Origin of the sequence: Paenibacillus sp. NPDC057886, assembly GCF_042796655.1 — a bacterium.
Taxonomy (GTDB): domain Bacteria; phylum Bacillota; class Bacilli; order Paenibacillales; family Paenibacillaceae; genus Paenibacillus.
In genome coordinates this window covers 24,188-40,784 of sequence record NZ_JBHVMZ010000006.1, presented here as the reverse complement: position 1 = coordinate 40,784, position 16,597 = coordinate 24,188, and the positions used below count along the sequence as shown (strand labels likewise).

General features: G+C 49.4%; 12 protein-coding genes. 1 reads left to right on the top strand and 11 read right to left on the bottom strand.

Annotated elements, in window-relative coordinates; genetic code table 11:
* Positions 1-42: 42 nt before the first annotated feature.
* The 8 genes from ACFVQB_RS20355 to argH form a co-directional block, all read right to left on the bottom strand.
* Entirely contained in the window at positions 43-1,026 is a 984-nt protein-coding gene (locus ACFVQB_RS20355) for an alpha/beta fold hydrolase (RefSeq protein ID WP_379443049.1), read from the bottom strand.
* Positions 1,027-1,293: 267 nt separating this feature from the next.
* Positions 1,294-2,049: an exodeoxyribonuclease III gene (locus ACFVQB_RS20350; RefSeq protein WP_379443045.1), complete on the bottom strand. Its 756-nt coding sequence runs from the start codon at positions 2,047-2,049 to the stop codon at positions 1,294-1,296.
* A gap of 105 nt (positions 2,050-2,154) precedes the next feature.
* The gene (locus ACFVQB_RS20345) at positions 2,155-2,589 is read right to left on the bottom strand and encodes an alpha/beta hydrolase-fold protein (RefSeq protein ID WP_379444429.1); all 435 of its coding nucleotides are present in this window, start codon (positions 2,587-2,589) and stop codon (positions 2,155-2,157) included.
* A 235-nt stretch (positions 2,590-2,824) separates the two neighbouring features.
* A complete protein-coding gene (locus ACFVQB_RS20340; protein ID WP_379443041.1) occupies positions 2,825-3,685 on the bottom strand; it encodes a carbohydrate ABC transporter permease in 861 nt (286 codons plus the stop codon).
* A 25-nt stretch (positions 3,686-3,710) separates the two neighbouring features.
* Positions 3,711-4,655 carry a carbohydrate ABC transporter permease gene (locus ACFVQB_RS20335; RefSeq protein WP_379443037.1) on the bottom strand — a complete coding sequence of 315 codons (945 nt, stop codon included), beginning with the start codon at positions 4,653-4,655 and terminating at the stop codon, positions 3,711-3,713.
* 27 nt (positions 4,656-4,682) lie between these two features.
* On the bottom strand, positions 4,683-6,032 hold the full coding sequence (locus ACFVQB_RS20330; protein WP_379443033.1) for a sugar ABC transporter substrate-binding protein: 1,350 nt from the start codon (positions 6,030-6,032) through the stop codon (positions 4,683-4,685).
* Positions 6,033-6,094: 62 nt separating this feature from the next.
* Complete coding sequence (locus ACFVQB_RS20325; protein ID WP_379443029.1) at positions 6,095-7,039, bottom strand: amidohydrolase family protein; 945 nt, start codon at positions 7,037-7,039, stop codon at positions 6,095-6,097.
* 17 nt (positions 7,040-7,056) lie between these two features.
* Positions 7,057-8,565, bottom strand: a complete 1,509-nt coding sequence (gene argH / locus ACFVQB_RS20320; protein ID WP_379443026.1) for an argininosuccinate lyase — start codon at positions 8,563-8,565, stop codon at positions 7,057-7,059.
* Positions 8,566-8,796: 231 nt separating this feature from the next.
* On the opposite strand from argH, the gene solA reads away from it, so the two are divergent.
* Positions 8,797-9,936 (top strand): N-methyl-L-tryptophan oxidase, encoded by a 1,140-nt coding sequence (gene solA / locus ACFVQB_RS20315; RefSeq protein WP_379443022.1) that lies wholly within the window; start codon positions 8,797-8,799, stop codon positions 9,934-9,936.
* A 118-nt stretch (positions 9,937-10,054) separates the two neighbouring features.
* Here the strand turns inward: solA and ACFVQB_RS20310 are convergent, their stop codons facing one another.
* The 3 genes from ACFVQB_RS20310 to ACFVQB_RS20300 all read right to left on the bottom strand — a co-directional run bounded on the left by ACFVQB_RS20310 (position 10,055) and on the right by ACFVQB_RS20300 (position 16,567).
* Complete coding sequence (locus tag ACFVQB_RS20310; protein ID WP_379443018.1) at positions 10,055-11,893, bottom strand: RICIN domain-containing protein; 1,839 nt, start codon at positions 11,891-11,893, stop codon at positions 10,055-10,057.
* A gap of 51 nt (positions 11,894-11,944) precedes the next feature.
* Positions 11,945-13,279, bottom strand: a complete 1,335-nt coding sequence (locus ACFVQB_RS20305) for an AbfB domain-containing protein (RefSeq protein WP_379443014.1) — start codon at positions 13,277-13,279, stop codon at positions 11,945-11,947.
* 297 nt (positions 13,280-13,576) lie between these two features.
* Complete coding sequence (locus ACFVQB_RS20300) at positions 13,577-16,567, bottom strand: beta-galactosidase (RefSeq protein WP_379443010.1); 2,991 nt, start codon at positions 16,565-16,567, stop codon at positions 13,577-13,579.
* Between the last annotated feature and the right edge of the window lie 30 nt (positions 16,568-16,597).

The window sequence follows — 16,597 nt, the reverse complement described above, 5'->3', positions numbered from 1 at the left end:
TTCTCCCTCGTCTTCCTATCCCTTTATATCGGATTCGTTTTTTCATATGTCATTGGATGGATTAGCCATCTTCAGAATTTCATCGGCTACTACATCCGGTCGACTGTTATGGATGTAATGTTCGGCGTGTGGTATAACCAGCTGTATCCCCTGTCTCGACCATGAAGCGAAGCCCGCTTGATCTGCCTCCCACGCTCGACTGCCTTCGCTTGGCTTCTCTGAACCGGCTGTAAGAATGGTTAGCGGAAAAGAGAACTCCGTTTTGTTCTCAAGCACACGGGCTGCGTTCACCTTGGAGTTCCTGATTTCTTCCATCACGTTGTCATTGTAGGCATGTTTCAGCGTCGATATGGTGGCTGCCTTTTTCATTGATTCCGTCACCAGATTCGGGTCAATGACCAGGGATTCCATCATCCGATCGGAATGCAGCAATGTGCGCGCAACACCTGTTTTCACCAGAAAACGGACTGAATCAAAATACCATTCCGGCGTATCCATCTCCACGGTGCTGTAATATTCAGGACTTCCTCCATCGATCATCACCATGCCTACCACCTCATCCGGATACATTTGTGCAAATCGAAGTGTTTCCAATGAGCCCAGAGAATGACCAACCATAATGTAAGGAGGGCGTTGACCTGATGCTTGCAGCAATTGATGGATTTCCTCCGTAATGGTATCAATATCACGCGGCCGATCCGTGTAGTCGCTGTATCCATAACCGAATCGGTCATACACCGCAATCTTCACCCGGGATTTCAACTTGTCATACAGCGGGCTAAAATCAACATAGGGATTGGGTGTCCCCCAGCCTGAAGCCAATACCACCGTTGCTTTTCCTCTGCCAGTTGTGTAGAGGTGCATATTGCGTCCGCTCACCTCATACAGCTTGCCCGGCAGAGGATAGGACTTCATATCCTGTGTCGATTGATAGGCCTCATACGCCGTACCTGCAAGCATTAGAAACCCTGTTGCGAACATCAGGCCCCCCAATACTTTTATTCCTCTCCGTAATGCCTTCTTCATCGGTTCTCTACCCCTTACTCCCCAATATCATGTTATGTATGTATTGTTCAATCCTACCCAAGATCTGGTGGAAACGGAACAATCCAGGGTCCAGTTCTTCCCCCAACCAAAGTCCAGTTCAGTTCCCCTACCTCGGGTATAAAAAGAACCATTGAACCTCCCTGTACCTGAGCAACGCAAAGGCAACGCAAAAAACCGCAAATCTCCCCTAACGGAAACTTGCGGTTCTCATGATATTGATTTTCATATAGCTCATTCCTGCGCGGGCTACAGTCGCAAAGTCAGACCCACCGGACAATGATCACTGCCCATTACATGGCAATCAATATGCGCATCTGACACCTTCGGAGCCAGCTGATTGGACACAAGAAAATAATCGATCCGCCATCCAACATTACGTTCTCTTACCTTAGGCATGTACGACCACCAACTGTACACATCCGTGCGATCCGGGTACAGATGGCGGAAGCTATCCACATATCCGGCAGCTAGGAGATCGGTCATCTTGCCTCGCTCTTCCAGTGTGAATCCCGAGTTGCCCAGATTGGGCTTCGGATTCTTCAGGTCGATCTCCTGATGGGCTACATTCAAGTCACCACATACGATAACCGGCTTGGTCTGCTCCAATTGCAACACATAATCCCTGAACCGATCCTCCCATTCCAGACGGTAAGGAAGTCTGGTCAGATCTCGCTTCGCATTGGGGGTATATACGTTTATTAGATAAAAATGATCAAACTCCAGCGTAATCATTCGGCCTTCCGGTTCGCTATCTTCCTCGATCCCGTACCAGACAGATAGCGGCTTGATCCGGGTAAATACGGCTGTGCCGGAGTATCCTTTTTTGACAGCATAATTCCAGTATTGATATACGTCTTCTCCCAGATCCATCTCGATCTGTCCTGCCTGTAGCTTGGTCTCCTGCACACAGAAAATATCGGCCTGACTCTCGTTATAATAATCCATGAATCCTTTCGTAACACATGCCCGCAATCCATTCACATTCCAGGACACCAGCTTCATATCCTCATCTCCTCACATCTCCCCAATATAGCATGGGCGAATTCGGAAGGACAAGCTGAGGTGTGACGTATTTCAAACAGAATGAGGACTGCCTAAGCCATATGATCACTGATACAGCCAGGTTAATGCTTCGGGCAGATGCTTGGCAAAAAACAAAAGATCATGTGTCCCGCCATGCTCTGGCCAGGTTGCTCCATCCGGCCTCCGGGGTAATTCCCCTTCGGGAACCGACATCATAAAATCATAGTGCCTGTCCGGTGGAAAGGGTTCCCGGGCTGTATACCCCACGCCAACAATAACTGCCGGCACAACCCCGGTCTTCTCCGGGCGTAAAGATTGTACACGCATGGCCTCAACCATCGTACCAAACACCGCATTGGCATCCAGCAGATAGATCACGGGATATCCGGAAGCTGGCGGGGCGCTCTCCGGCACCCAAACTCTGATCTCATACTCTTTTTCGGTCTGTTCTGCACGCATGCGATAAAAGGCTGTTCCCGGCAGAGTTACTTCCGGTTCTGCTTCGTCATGTCTCATCACTTGTTTCAATGAAGTATTCCTCCTGGTTACTACGGCTTTAGTCTCCGATTATATCCAAGGTCGGTTCGGGCTTCCATGGACGAATCACCCATTTCCATATGGAAAATGCACCGCTTCATTGCATGCATACCTTTTTCATTTCCATGTAATAGAACAAAGCCGGGCCCCTTGACAGGGTTACCGGCTTTGTTTTGTATTGTTCTTTCTGTTATAAAGGATGTCCGAAGCTTTAATGCTATTTAAGGCCCGTTGTAGCGATGCCCCGAATGATCTGCTTCTGGAAGCACAGAAAGAGAACGATCAATGGTAGAACCGAAAGTGTTGCTCCAGTCATAATCTGCACCCAGTTGCTGCTGTCCTTGGCCTCGCTGGAGAAGAAAGCCATCCCGACTGGAATCGTAAACATCTCCTCACTCTGCGTAATAATGAGCGGCCAGATGAACGAATTCCAACTGCCCAGAAATGTCAGAATGCAGAGGGTGGCAAACGCTGGCCTAACCAGCGGAACAGCGATCCGAAGGAAAATGCCCCATTCTCCCATGCCATCAATTCGTGCCGCATCCAGTAATTCCGAAGGAAGTGATTCCATGAATTGCTTCATTAGAAAAATGCCAAACCCGGATATTAAGCCTGGAAACAGAATCCCCCAGTACGTATCCATGCCATTGAAACTGCTGGATACAAGATACCATGGAATAATCAGCATTTCAGTCGGCACCATTAATGTACTCAGAATGAGTACAAAGATTGCCTGTTTCCCCCAGAACGTAAATTTGGCCAGAATGTATCCCGTAATGGAATCAAATACGCAGACGCTCACGGTGGCAATGACGGCCACATATAAGCTGTTCAGCATCCAGCGGGGAAATGGGGTTCCCTGAAAAATGGCCGTATAATTGTCCCATGTAACCCTCGAAGGGATCAGGCTCAGAGAGTAGATTTCATCCAGCGTCTTGAACGACGTCGATATCATCCATAGAAACGGAAACACCATCAAACCAAGTCCGAGCGTAAGTAAACCATAACTGATCAGTGACCCGGAACGTTTCCAGCGGAGCGTTGTTTGGGTATCGGCCCATGCGGCAGATCTGCTCATGCTTGAAGAGCACCGTCCTTTCCTTTTACTCCTGTTGAAAACGGCTGCCCAGCACTTTAAGCTGAACCAGTGTCAGCATGAATATGATGGCAAACAGAATGACGGTTGCTGCCGAGGCCAGACCCATATCAAAACTTTTGAAAGCCAAATTGTATATATGAAGCACGACAGATATGGTAGAGTCCAGCGGCCCGCCGCCAGTCATATTCAGCACCTGGGTAAAGGATTGCAAAAATCCGATGCTTGCCATGACGACGGAGAGAAGCATGACCGGGTTCAACAGAGGGATCGTAATATGGACAAAGCGCTGCCAACCCGTGGCTCCGTCTATGGCAGCTGCCTCATAATATAATTTGGGGATGTTTTGCAGGCCCGCCAGGAAAATGAGCATCTGAAACCCGATATTCTGCCATACCATCACCGCAATAATCCAGAAGATGGCCTGTGTGGGCGAATACAGGAATGACTGCGCTCCAAGACCCAACTCTATAAAAAGGGCATTTACAATCCCGTTCTTCATCAGCAGCCACCGGAATATCCAGCTTACCGCCACTACACTGGTTACATACGGGATAAAGTAGGCCGTCCTGAACAATCCGCGCAGCTTCACCACTTGCTGGAGAAGAAGAGCCACGATTAATCCGGCAATCAACTGTGCAGGCACACCAACAACGACGTAAATCCCTGTGTTCACCAGCGACTTGAGAAATAGAGGGTCACTTAGCAATGTCGCATAATTATCAAAACCTACAAAGGGTTTGTCCGGTGACAGCATGCCCCATTCGCGAAAGCTCACGTTAAAGGAATACAGAATGGGTAAGATGCGGATGACTACAAAATAGATCAGCGGAATCAACAAACCGCCATAAATGAATAACCGCTGTTTATGTCTGTAATTGAGTCTTCCTATTCCCGATCCGAACCATAAACGCCGTTTCGGCCGCGTAGGGATCACCCCGGTAGTCCTCATAGCTGCGCAGCCTCCTTGAATGAGAGCTTATTTTTTCTTATCCTGTTTCGCCCAGTAGTCGTCATAGAGCTTCTGGGTTTTGGCCACCAAATCATTGAAGGCCTGGTCTTCCGGCACATGATTAAGCAGCACCTCATCCACAGCGTTAACAAACAACGTACGCTCCTGCGTCTCATCAATGAAGAAGTGGGCGTTGGCATCGTTCAGTTGGGAGATAAAAGGGCCAAGCAGCGGGTCATTCACATACTTATCCTGAAGAGCCACTTCTTTCTGTGCGGGAAGTTCACCGACCTTCTCCACCCATTGTTCCTGAACACCCTTGCTGATTAAAAACTGTAGGAATGTTGTCGCTGCTTCCAACTTCTCTCCGGTAACATTGGCTGGAATCGCATTAGCCCAGAATGAAGCCTGTGTGGATTTTCCTTTATAACCCGGCAGCGGTGCGACAGCAAAATTCAAATCGGGAGCGTCTTTTTTGATAGACCCCAATCGATATGAACCATCCACGTTCATTGCGGCATGGCCCGTTTTGAACGCATTGGCGTCATCGGTGTAAAAGCCGTTAATGCCCACCTTATGCACGGTTGCAAAATCAACCAGATACTTGAATGCTTCAAGCCCTGTGGGTGTATCATTCCACAGAATTTTCCGACGATCCTCGCTTGTATCCTTGCCTCCTGCTTGATATAACAATCCGTCTCGGAACCAGTGATGAAGCTGGGAACCCGGTTCCCATGCGAAACCCTCTGTCACCAACTGCCCGTTTTTGTCCGTTTCCGTTAATGCTTTGGCATCCGAGACAAGCTCTTCCCAGGTTGTAGGCGGTTTGTCTGGATCAAGTCCAGCCTTGGTGAACAAGTCCTTGTTATAAAACAACCCCAGCGTTCGCACGCCTGTAGGCAGAGCATAATAGCTTCCATTTAATTTGGCTGTATCTACAAAAGGGAAAAATGCCTCGGCGATGCCCGGAAAGCTGCTTTCAGGTAGCGGCTGTAAATAACCGGATTGCACATATTTGGGCAGCCAGCCGTAATACAGATTGATGACATCCGGTCCTTTTCCGGCGGGAACAAGAGTAGCAACCTTTTGATTGTACTGGTCGTACGGAAAATTGGTTTGTTTGACTTTGATGTTGGGATGTTCCGTCTCGAATTCCTGGATTAAGGTATTGATCAGTTCAACCTTGGCTGGAAATTCATACTGCCAGTACTCAATGGTGATGGGCTCGGTCTGATCACCTGAAGCTGTAACACCTGCCGAACCAGACTCTTCGGACGGCTTGGCTGAACAAGCTGTAATGCTCAATAAGAGTAAACCTACAATCAAAAATCGCAGGGTCTTGCTTGACCTGAATAAAAGATTATCGGTTCCCGTCAAGTGAAGCCACTCTCCCCTCTTTTGCAACAAAAGTGTTATAACCTGTTCTCTATTTCCTTGACTTACGCGTTGGTGGAACCGACGGCTTTGCCAACAGGCAGCTTCAACAAACGTCTTGCGTTATTTCCGAAGATGAGTTCAATGTCCGCTTCAGGGAAGCGAAGTTCACGGCATACCCGGACCTGATCCTGCAAATAACGATAGGGATAACCACGCGGAAATCCGCTCGCATCCGTTCCAAAGATGATTCGCTCCGGACCCAGCAGCTCGTATGTTTTGCGGAATAACGTCTCCAGGTTCAGCTCATAGGGCATCCAGCGTACCCACTGATTGGAACCGGATGTGTCGATGTAGACGTTAGGGCAGCTCCAGCTTAGATGAAGCAGTTCCTGGAAATACCCTGCGCCAAAATGAGGGATGATGAACGGAATATCCGGATAGGCACGGGCCGTGTTAAAGATGGCAAGCGGATTGATGTTGGGATGATGAACGATGCCTCCGGCATGACCAAGCATGCCAAAATGAATCAGGACAGGCAGGCGCCGCTCTGCAAGAAACGCCCACACCGGATCGAGCGAAGGAGAGTCAAAGGGAATCTGGGTGAGAGGACCAAATAGCTTGTATCCCCGCAATCCGAGCTCATCAACCGCCCGACGCAGCTCGATGGATGCATCTTCATTTTCAATGGGATGATAGGCGAAGCCAGTAAACCGATCCGGGTATATGGATATTTGTTCAGCCAGATTGTCATTATCCAGAGCCGTCAGAAAGTTAAGTCCGGCAATATTGTATTTGTCCAATTCATCCACCCACCGTTCGATTAACGGCCGCGCTGCTTCCTCTCCCTGCTCCTCCACCGCTGGGAAATCCCAGGTTAGTCGCATTCGTTCACTGCGTTCCTTGCCATATCGCGTCACCAGTTCATGGTTTTTATATGAGGAAAACAAAAGTTTATAAGGCAGATGGGCATGGATATCAAAAACTCGAAAGTCGGGATTGGAGAACATTGTTTTGCTCCTTCCGTTTAGGTTCTGTTAAGCCAGCCGTTTAGAATTAAATCCAGATTTGCATCTACGGAACAGAGTTTATTGGTGGTGCCGAGACTCCATTGTTCCTGTGTGTCCAGACGGAGCGCTTGAGCTTCCAATGCTCTTGCAACTTCCTTCGGATTGGGACCACCACGTACATTCCGAATGTGTACAAAATGCTCGGGGCATATCGCTTCCTCTAATTGCTCAAAGGTTAGAGCAAGCGGCTTGGCTGCAATTTCCTGCACCGCGGCATTGACCACATCCCAGTTCAATCCCGAAATGGAAGTACCGGATTCAGTCAGCTGTGTTACAATACGGCTCACGATGGAATGAGCTTGTCGAAACGACACTCCTTCTGTGCGAACCAGCGTATCTGCAAGTTCGGTAACCGTGGCGAAGCTACGCTCTGCCCGTTCCCGCAGCAACGACACATTGACCTTAAGTGTATCCATCACTTCGGACAGCAAGCGATATACGGATTCAAGCGTATTCAGACTTCTCCATACATAGGGCTGCATATCATCTTCGGTATCTACAATGTCGCCAAAGGGCGTGTTATGCATCATGTTAAGAGCAGTTGCTGCATCTCCTTTGGCACTCGAAAGGAGTGAACGGGCGTGTTCAATCGATACCGGATTCCGTTTTTGCGGCATGATTGAACTAATCTGAACGTAAGGGGCAGCTACAATTAATGCGCCATATTCCTGTGTGCACCATAACAGCAGATCCTGGACGAAACGCCCCAGATTGATAGCAGCAAGCTGGGCAACGGCGGCGGCTTCGCCTGAATAATCCGCGCCGCTGACGGCATCATAGGCATTCTCAATAATGCCATCAAAGCCAAGCAATTCTGCGGTCCGGTCTCGACAGACCGGAAAACCAGAAGTGGTGAGAGCAGCCGCACCAAGACTGCTGCGATTACAGCCTTTATAGGCGGATTTCAACCGATTAAGATCCCGTTCAAGGGAATCGCTAACGGCACAGATGTAGTGGGCAAGTGTTGTCGGCTGGGCTTGTTGGGTGTGCGTGTGAGCAATCATGAGGGTATCGATATGACGTAATGCAAATTCTCTCAGGCTTCGGTGTAATGACAGCCCTGAGGAAATGGTTGAGTTCAGCTTCTCCCTCAGCACCATACGATACATGGCGATTCCCATATCGTTTCTGCTTCTGGCTAAATGCAGATTCCCGACGGAGGGTCCGCCAAGCTTCCCCAGTTCAACTTCAACTTGGTAGAACAAATCCTCAACGTGGGAGGAATAATCGCTCGTTCGGAGCCCATCCACATCCAGACTCTGTATAGCCGAAGCGATGTGGCACGCCTCTTGCTCCGGAATGATGTGTTGTTCACGGAGCATAATCAGATGAGCTTTGTTTACGGCCATCATGGGGTTCAGCAGATGCTGTCTGGCCTGGTTATAGGCGGGTTCAAGTACAATCTCGGCATAGGTTTGACTGGGAAAACCAGACGCTTGTGTTGGATTTGTTGACGTTGACTTCACCTTCCTCGTTCTTCATCTGAATCTTAGAAAATCCGCAATACCGACTAATCAGGTCGGAATGTTTAGTTCAAAACTCTACCACTATTTTGGTATACATACAACTTTATCCTTAATCAAAATTTTCTATTGTCGTATTGGCTTTCTCTATAACCCGTTCTATTGACTCCCGTAGATTTGAAGACTAGATTATCCTGTATACGATTGGTCTCTGAAAAATAAGCGGAAGGAGGGATGGTTATATCACATTCCTATGATGTCATTATCGTTGGAGCCGGATCGATGGGCATGAGTGCAGGTTATTATCTTGCGCGTAGTGGATTAAAAACATTGCTGATTGATGCCTTTGATCCTCCGCATACGGAGGGCAGCCATCACGGAGAACCACGGCTTATCCGCCACGTGTACAGCGGGGGACCTGATTATATAGCGCTGGCACTTCTGGCGCAGGAACTGTGGGAAGAACTGGAGGATACCACCGGGGCCAAATTGCTAGTACCATCGGGCGTCTTAAATATAGTTGACCCGGACATCCATTCTTTTCACAATCGTTTAACCCATGCAGACGATGCGGGGATTCGGTATGAAACCTTACGCGCAGCCGAGATCATGAAACGCTGGCCAGGCATTGAAGTCCCCGAACATTACGAAGGAATGTATGAGCCTGATGCAGGTTATTTGTTCAGTGAACGCTGCGTGCTCGCCTTCCGTCAGGCAGCCGAAGCATCAGGTGCCACCCTTTTGACGCATACACGTGTTGAACATATCGAGTGCGGCGCAGATTCTGTTGGAGTCATCACATCTGCTGGCGAGACGTATTATGCAAACCAGGTCATTCTCAGTGCCGGGGCATGGTTTCATACGCTGAAACCGTTCGTGAACCTTCCCATTCGAGCTGTACGCAAAACCGTGGGATGGTTCGATGCACCGGAGGCATTGTTCGCCGAGGATCACTTTCCCGGTTTCACGCTGGCTGGAAAAGAAGGCGGATATTATGGATTTCCGAGCATTGGCGGGTCGGGTCTGAAGATTGGACGCCACGATACGGGGCAGGAGTGGACACCAGGTGGTACACTGGCTCCATTTGGCTCTGATGAAGCGGATGAGGGTGATCTGCGGAGATTACTTGAACTTCGGATGCCTCTGGCAGCCGGAAAGCTGAAGCGTGGTGCGGTATGCAAATACGAGTTCACACCGGATGAAGATTTTATTATCGACCGTCACCCCTCCCATGACCACGTATGGGTGGCAGGCGGTTTCTCCGGTCATGGCTTCAAATTCGCAAGTGCAGTGGGCAAAATATTGTCTGACTTGGTGCAAACAGGACATACGGATCAGGATATTGGGCGATTTGCCCTTTCCCGTTTTCGGTAGCCATGTATCGGGGAGAACTCCTTTCTTGAACCGTGCCGTGTGGTATAGCGCACCATGTTTCAAGAAAGGAGTACCATTAACCAAGTTTAATCCAAATACACAGGCCGCACAGTCATTTCTAATTCACTTTGACCAGGCTCCATTGCTGATTGGCCCCACCATTGTCTGCCCATTGAATGGTCGAGGCACCTGCGGTTGTGGAGCTCTGGTTGATATCAACGGTTAAGCCGCTATTGCGGTTCACGAGCACAAGATATCCTCCGACATCCACCGGTAACCACTGTTGATTGTTGCCCCCGTTATCCTGCCACTGAATCAAGGCTGCTCCTCCTTGAGTAGAGCTCTGATTCACATCCAGCAGCAGACCACTGCCTACGTTACGGATCTTATAATAACCGTTGCCCGCAGACTCCAACTTCCATTGTTGGTTTGCTGCGCCATTGTCGTTCCACTGGATGATCGTTGCACCCCCGGCAGTGGAAGCCCCATTCACATCCAGAGCGAGACCACTGTTCCGATTGATCAGCTTATAGATCGCCCCGGATTCATATCCTGTGCTGCCATTATACGTCACACCGGATATGACATAGGTCGTAACCGAGCCCGCTTTGGCGGTCGCTGTAAACTTTTTATTCTGAATGTTGATGTTGGTCAATTGCTGCAACTTCTCCGTAGAGGATGTCCGATACACTTGAGCAGACGATCCAACACTTGTAAACTGACTCAAATCATACGTCACCGCTGTATCACTCGAATCCGAATTGGTAGTCACCAGTACTACTTTACCTGAAGCAGCATCATAGGCGGCAAGCGTATTGGCATCACTCATGCCGATGATCTTGTATCCGGGACGAATAAACTTGCTGTAGTTGCCCATTACATAATATTTCTGATTCACGGTGTAGCTGGTCGTTTGCGTGTTATTCAGTACGTTTTTGAAAAATCCCCAGCCATCCGCACTATCTACGGCCTGCCAGTACACCCAAGCACTCGCCCCCATGTTTCGTATATCCTTGAGGATCGTGCGTGACATCGTTAGTCCGCTGGCATCCCCGTCTCCATATTCTGAGGTCCAGAGATGTTTTCCCGCTGAAGTCGCTGTATTCCGCAACGATGCACGATTGCTTCCGCCATAGGTATGTGTGTTAATTTGACTGATCGCAGACTTTACTGCACTGCTGTAACTGTTGAAAGAAGTGGTTGTGTCATCCAGACTATATTCTTCTGGCGCGCTCAGCTTTGTGGACAATCCCTTTGCTGTAAGTGAAGATTGCACCTGGCTCAGAATCGTGTTCTGATCTGCCCGATCAAAGTGCATGCCCTCCTGATTATTGCCCAGCTTCCACCAAGTGGAGATCGGTTCATTGAGAGGGGTGACTGTGTCGAATGTGATGCCCCAGTTATCTCTGAAATGCTTCACGACCTCTGTGAGATAATCAGCAAAATCATCATAGTAATCCGGCTTGAGATTGTTGCCACCATTCGCGGCACCGGACACACTTCCGCTAATGGTCATCCAGTACGGTGCCGAGTTCGCAAAGGCTTCAAAGACGTTGACTCCATACGATTTGGCGGCTTGGAGCATATATCTCTGATTGGCATCTGCATTCCAGTCATACACGCCTGGGGAAGGCTGATATCCCGGCACAGCTTTGCGATATTCCAGAACATTCGATGAAGGATTATCGCCGCCTCCAATGTTGTAACGCAGGACGTTCAGACCTAGCCCGGTTGTTGGGCTAAACATCTTTTCCACATATTCATCCCGGTTGGAGTACTCTCCGACCACTTTGCCCCACCAGGCAAGGGACGTTCCCCAACCTTCGATGGTCTGATATTGCTTCGAGGGATCAGCCGTGGCTGTATAAGAAGCCGCGGCGGATGCTTCCGTGCCGAAGCTCCCTGTTATAAGACTTCCTGCCATTAGCAGGGTGCCCAATCGTTTCAACCATTTCATTCGATTCACTCCTTCTGAAGTAAAATGAGTTCAATGGAGTCTTTTCACGCTTTACTGTGCCGTCTCCCTAAAGGTGGCGTCAGCCTTGTCAACCGCCGTTACGACCGGTTCCAGTCGCAGCATGTTGTTCACATGTCTCAGATAACGGTCTGGGTAATTCAATGATGCGTAAGAAGTCCATGTAGAATTGGCAAGCCCATTAACTCGCTTGAACGTGGCATCACTTTTTAAGGTTGCACTGCCATCATTTTTCACAAGTACAATGTCATAGTTGTAATGCCTCAAGAAGTAGCCCGGATAATTGATGGACTCGAACGATACCCCTGATGAATCAGCCAGTCCAGGAACGATACGGAACTGTGAATCCACTGCTGGACTGACATTGGTGTCAATTCGGGCCTGATAGTTGTAATGGCGAATATAGCTGCCCGGAACATTGTACGATTCCAACCGTCGAATATCGCCCGACTGTCCTGTCTCCTTCAACACGGTCATGTGCCGAACCAATCCGGTCAGACCGGCAAGCTCCTGCTTTGTACTCCAGGTCTGAAACCCGTCGGCAGAGTCGCTGTAATAATATTTTTGTGTAGAGTAACCATCAAAATAGATTCGCCAGGAACCGTTATCCAGCTGGACAAGCGCAGGTCCCTCTACCCAGGAACCCCAGCCAGCCCAATCCCCTGTCCCTTTGAACGTGTAAGGTCCGGTGAGGGAAGTAGCCGTAGCATATTCGATATACTTGGTGGTCTCATTCTTGGTGAATGCGTGATAGGTTGAGCCGGTCTTGATGATGAAGGTATCGATGTAGTTGGGTGCAATGCCTGCAAGCTCTGTGGCAGCAGACCATGTTGTGGAAGACAGAGTTGCATTGGTCGCCGTGATGACATAAGGTTTGAAGTTCTCATAATTGCCTGGGGAGATGGACACGATGATGTTCAGACTGCCGTTGCTGTCTTTGAACCATTCCGGTGCCCAGGTATGCGCAATCGTGGTGGGGGCAGATAGAGTAATATTGCGGACAAATGTCCAATTCACCTTATCTGTACTGGATGCGATGCCGATCGTATTGCCTGACCAGTTCGTGGTATAAACGACATAATACAGCCCATCCGTATGCTTCATGATGCTGGGATCACGGATCAGATTGGCCGGGGGGGTATAGGCAGGCCCTTTAAGTAAACCGTAATTAGTCGCATTGTAGGATTCGTAGATATACAGATTGGATTCGCTCGTATTGGTAAAAGCCGAAATCGTGTAGACACTTGTTGCTGCTCTGGCTGTATTGGGGAGTAACGTAATGAATAGAAGCAGTGCTCCGAGCAGCATGATCATGCCGGACTTACAAGTTTTGAATAACCTTGTACTCCATCTTTTCGTTGTGAACATGGGTCATCTCCTTATCGAAAGTGTGGGACAGGCATACCTTTTGCCAAACATCACCTCCCTCACAGATCACGTAACCGCACAACTCCCCATTATGTAAACGGTTTCAATAAATAGTAGTAGCTATACTCGTCGTCCACTCACTTTAGCCGAGCTGCCCGGAGATTCAGAATCTATAGATTCAATCATCCGAGCAGTCTCCGCTAAGAGAGGCTAAGAGAATAAATGCGACGAGCTAGAACAGGACACGACTGATCAGAACAGACCCAATTCCCTTGTACGTTACAATGAAAAGAAGATTTACTCGACCACAACCCATGGATACTGGGACAAGTTATCATACAAGAAGCGCACCCGTTCTGGCGTCCGGCCTTCCTCATCAAACAACAGCAATTCATTCTCATCCTGCAGCCAGGATACCGGAATTTTGTAATCCTCTTGCGGACCAATCTGCCAGTAACGTCCCAGATGGTGGCCGTTCAGATGAAGTGTTCCCTTGCTCATCCCAGTGAGGCGAAGCATCAGGTTCACTCGGAAGTATTCCGGTACAGCTGATTTGGCGAAGCGCCAGCGGTACCAGACGAGTTGACTGTACGAACCATTCCTCACAGAATTGGCACTCCAATTGCCACTATAGTCAGCATCCTGCCCATGGTTATGGTGATTATCTAAATCGTTCGGGGGCTCATATGCCTCCCATTGTCGTGGAAGCAAGGCATCCTCACCTGCCATGTGCCAATCCTTCAGCTCATCTTCACTCCGGTAAAGGATCAGTTCCAGCCGATTCAGCGGTGTTCTGCTATAAAGCATCTCCAGCGTGTTGATCCCTCCGTGCCGCAAGTAAAGGGAAAGATCCAACGTGTTAAACGAAAACCAGTCCTGATACCCTTCCATCGGCACATCCATGCCATTGATGCGCAATCCTTGGCTGACGGCACCAACGAGAATCGCACGGTCCATGCCATCCAGCGTAAAGCTTCTACTCAGAAGCGGGGCCTCCTGAAGATGATTCACTTCATCAAGGTGAACTACCCCATGCTCCGAATGCCAATTTCGGCGGATGTCCTGAACGGAACCGCCGATATAAACAGGTCCTGCCAGACCTTTGCTTTCACCCAAATATGGAGAAAAATTCAGCCTGCCCATATGCTGTACCAGCACCTGGAGTGTATTCTTTCCTTCCGTCGTCTGCACCTGGACACCCGCTGCACCAACTTGACGGACCAGTGCCTGTTCCACACGATTGACATATATTCTGGCCGTGTCCTGGAGATCCGGCAGAATAAGGGTGGTGATTCCATCCACCGAACGCTCGAAGTCACACTCGTATAATAAATACCCGAAACCCTGCCCGTATTGGGAAAAATGTTCGGGTTGACCACTCGAAGCACGCTGTTCCGCTGTCAATGTCACACGAGACAGCTCAGGGGAATCCGACAGTTTCGGTGGCATTGGCGGCGTTGTGAACGGAGCATGCTGAATTGCTGCGGATGACTCCTGAACATGTTCATCCTGTATGCCGCTCTGAGAATCGTTTGCTTCTCCGTATATGAACTGACGTCCAGTTAACGTCCGTTCACCATCCGTCCAGCTGCCTAGAAGCACAATCATCCGATTCGGATCAGAGATCATACCCGTGACCTGCCCGGAAAGGGAGACATCTACATCATCAAATCCGATTGCGTAACGCAGCTGATCCGGCTCTCCCCCTCCAGCGATTCTCCACGTGCGATCCATCGTTTCCTTGTCCAGAACCACGAACCGAATGGGGACACCACTTGCCTCCAGATGAATGATGCCTGGCTCACGGAAATGTACCAGATCGAAGCGATAGGCTCCGTTTAACTGACCACGTTCAACCAGCACTTGCATGCTGCTGCCCTGTACATTCAAGGTGTTCGTCTCCAGTTCCACGACTGAACGCTGTCCCGCTTCCGCAGCGATAAACAGGGTCAATTCTCCGTTCACCACTTCATTGCCTGTAATCATCGTGCCGCCTGTCAGGTATACGTTCTCGGCAATCTCTACCCTGTCCAGTATCGGAATAATCTGCCCTGAGTTCAGAGCTACGGGAAGTGTCCGGCCTTCCTCCAGCGTGACGTGAAACGTCTCGCGTTCATCCTTGTGACTCTCCAAGAACCATATCTTCTCGTTGCCTTTAGACCTGCCTCGTACAGAAACGCCTTGCGGATGACGTACCTTGATCTGCTCTGCTGGTACTTCCTCCGTTTCCATCAGCAATGCTCCAAACGCATGCACAAAATAGGATAACGTTTTAGCTACAGCATACTTGGCCGTTACCCGCCCATACTCGTTCAGCGGCGCATCATAATCGTAGGAGGTAATCATGAAAATATCGCTGCTGCCCACGGTCCTGCCACCGTATCCGCCAAAGTTGGTTCCGCCGTAGAACATGTAATGACTGATTCCGGTATAGCCCGTGCGAAGAATTTCCATCATGCGTTTCTCAAACAGTGGCGCCGTCTTCTGAATGGCAGAAGGCCCACCCCAATTTTCAAACCATCCCGTCCAAAATTCCGTAACGATCTTCGGTGTATCCGGCTGCTTCTCCCGAAGCTTCGCATAATGCCCGTCAGCACCTGACCAGAAGTTGGCCCCTTCAATCGTGCCCTCCGCACCACCTACACAGGTGATAAGCGGAACGTCGATCCCGCGCTGAAGCAGGCTGTCCCGAAGGTGATTCATATGGGCACTCGCTGCTGTATCATCCATCAGATATCCGTATTCGTTCTCGACCTGTACGAGAATAACAGTGCCTCCGGCAAATAGCTGGCGCTCACGGATGATTGGAATGATTCGATCAAAATACAGATCTACATAATATAGATAGGCTTCATTATTTTGTCGGAACTTAATTCCCTGCTTCGTTTCCAGCCAATACGGGAAACCGCCAAAATCCCATTCTGCGCAAATAAACGGTCCCGGTCTCGTGATTACGTACATGCCTAACTCTGCACACAGATCCAGAAAGGCTCCACAATCATTGTCTCCTTCAAACGACCATTGTCCTTCCTCCGGTTCATGCACGTTCCAGGCAAAATAGGTGTCAATGCAATTCATGCCAGCCAGCTTCGCCTTCATCAGTACCTCCCGCCATTCCTCCCTCGGCATGCGGAAGTAATGGATGGTGGCACTGTTTAGAAATACTCGTTCTCCATTCATTATGAAGCTGCGCTGATCGTAAGTCAGTTCAGATCGAGCACTATGCTCAGTTCTGGCCTGTGTATTCTTCTCCTGCTCCTGAAGCAAAAGGGATGATTTCTCTGTCAAGGATAGGCCCTCCTTCTCTGTGTTTGAGTT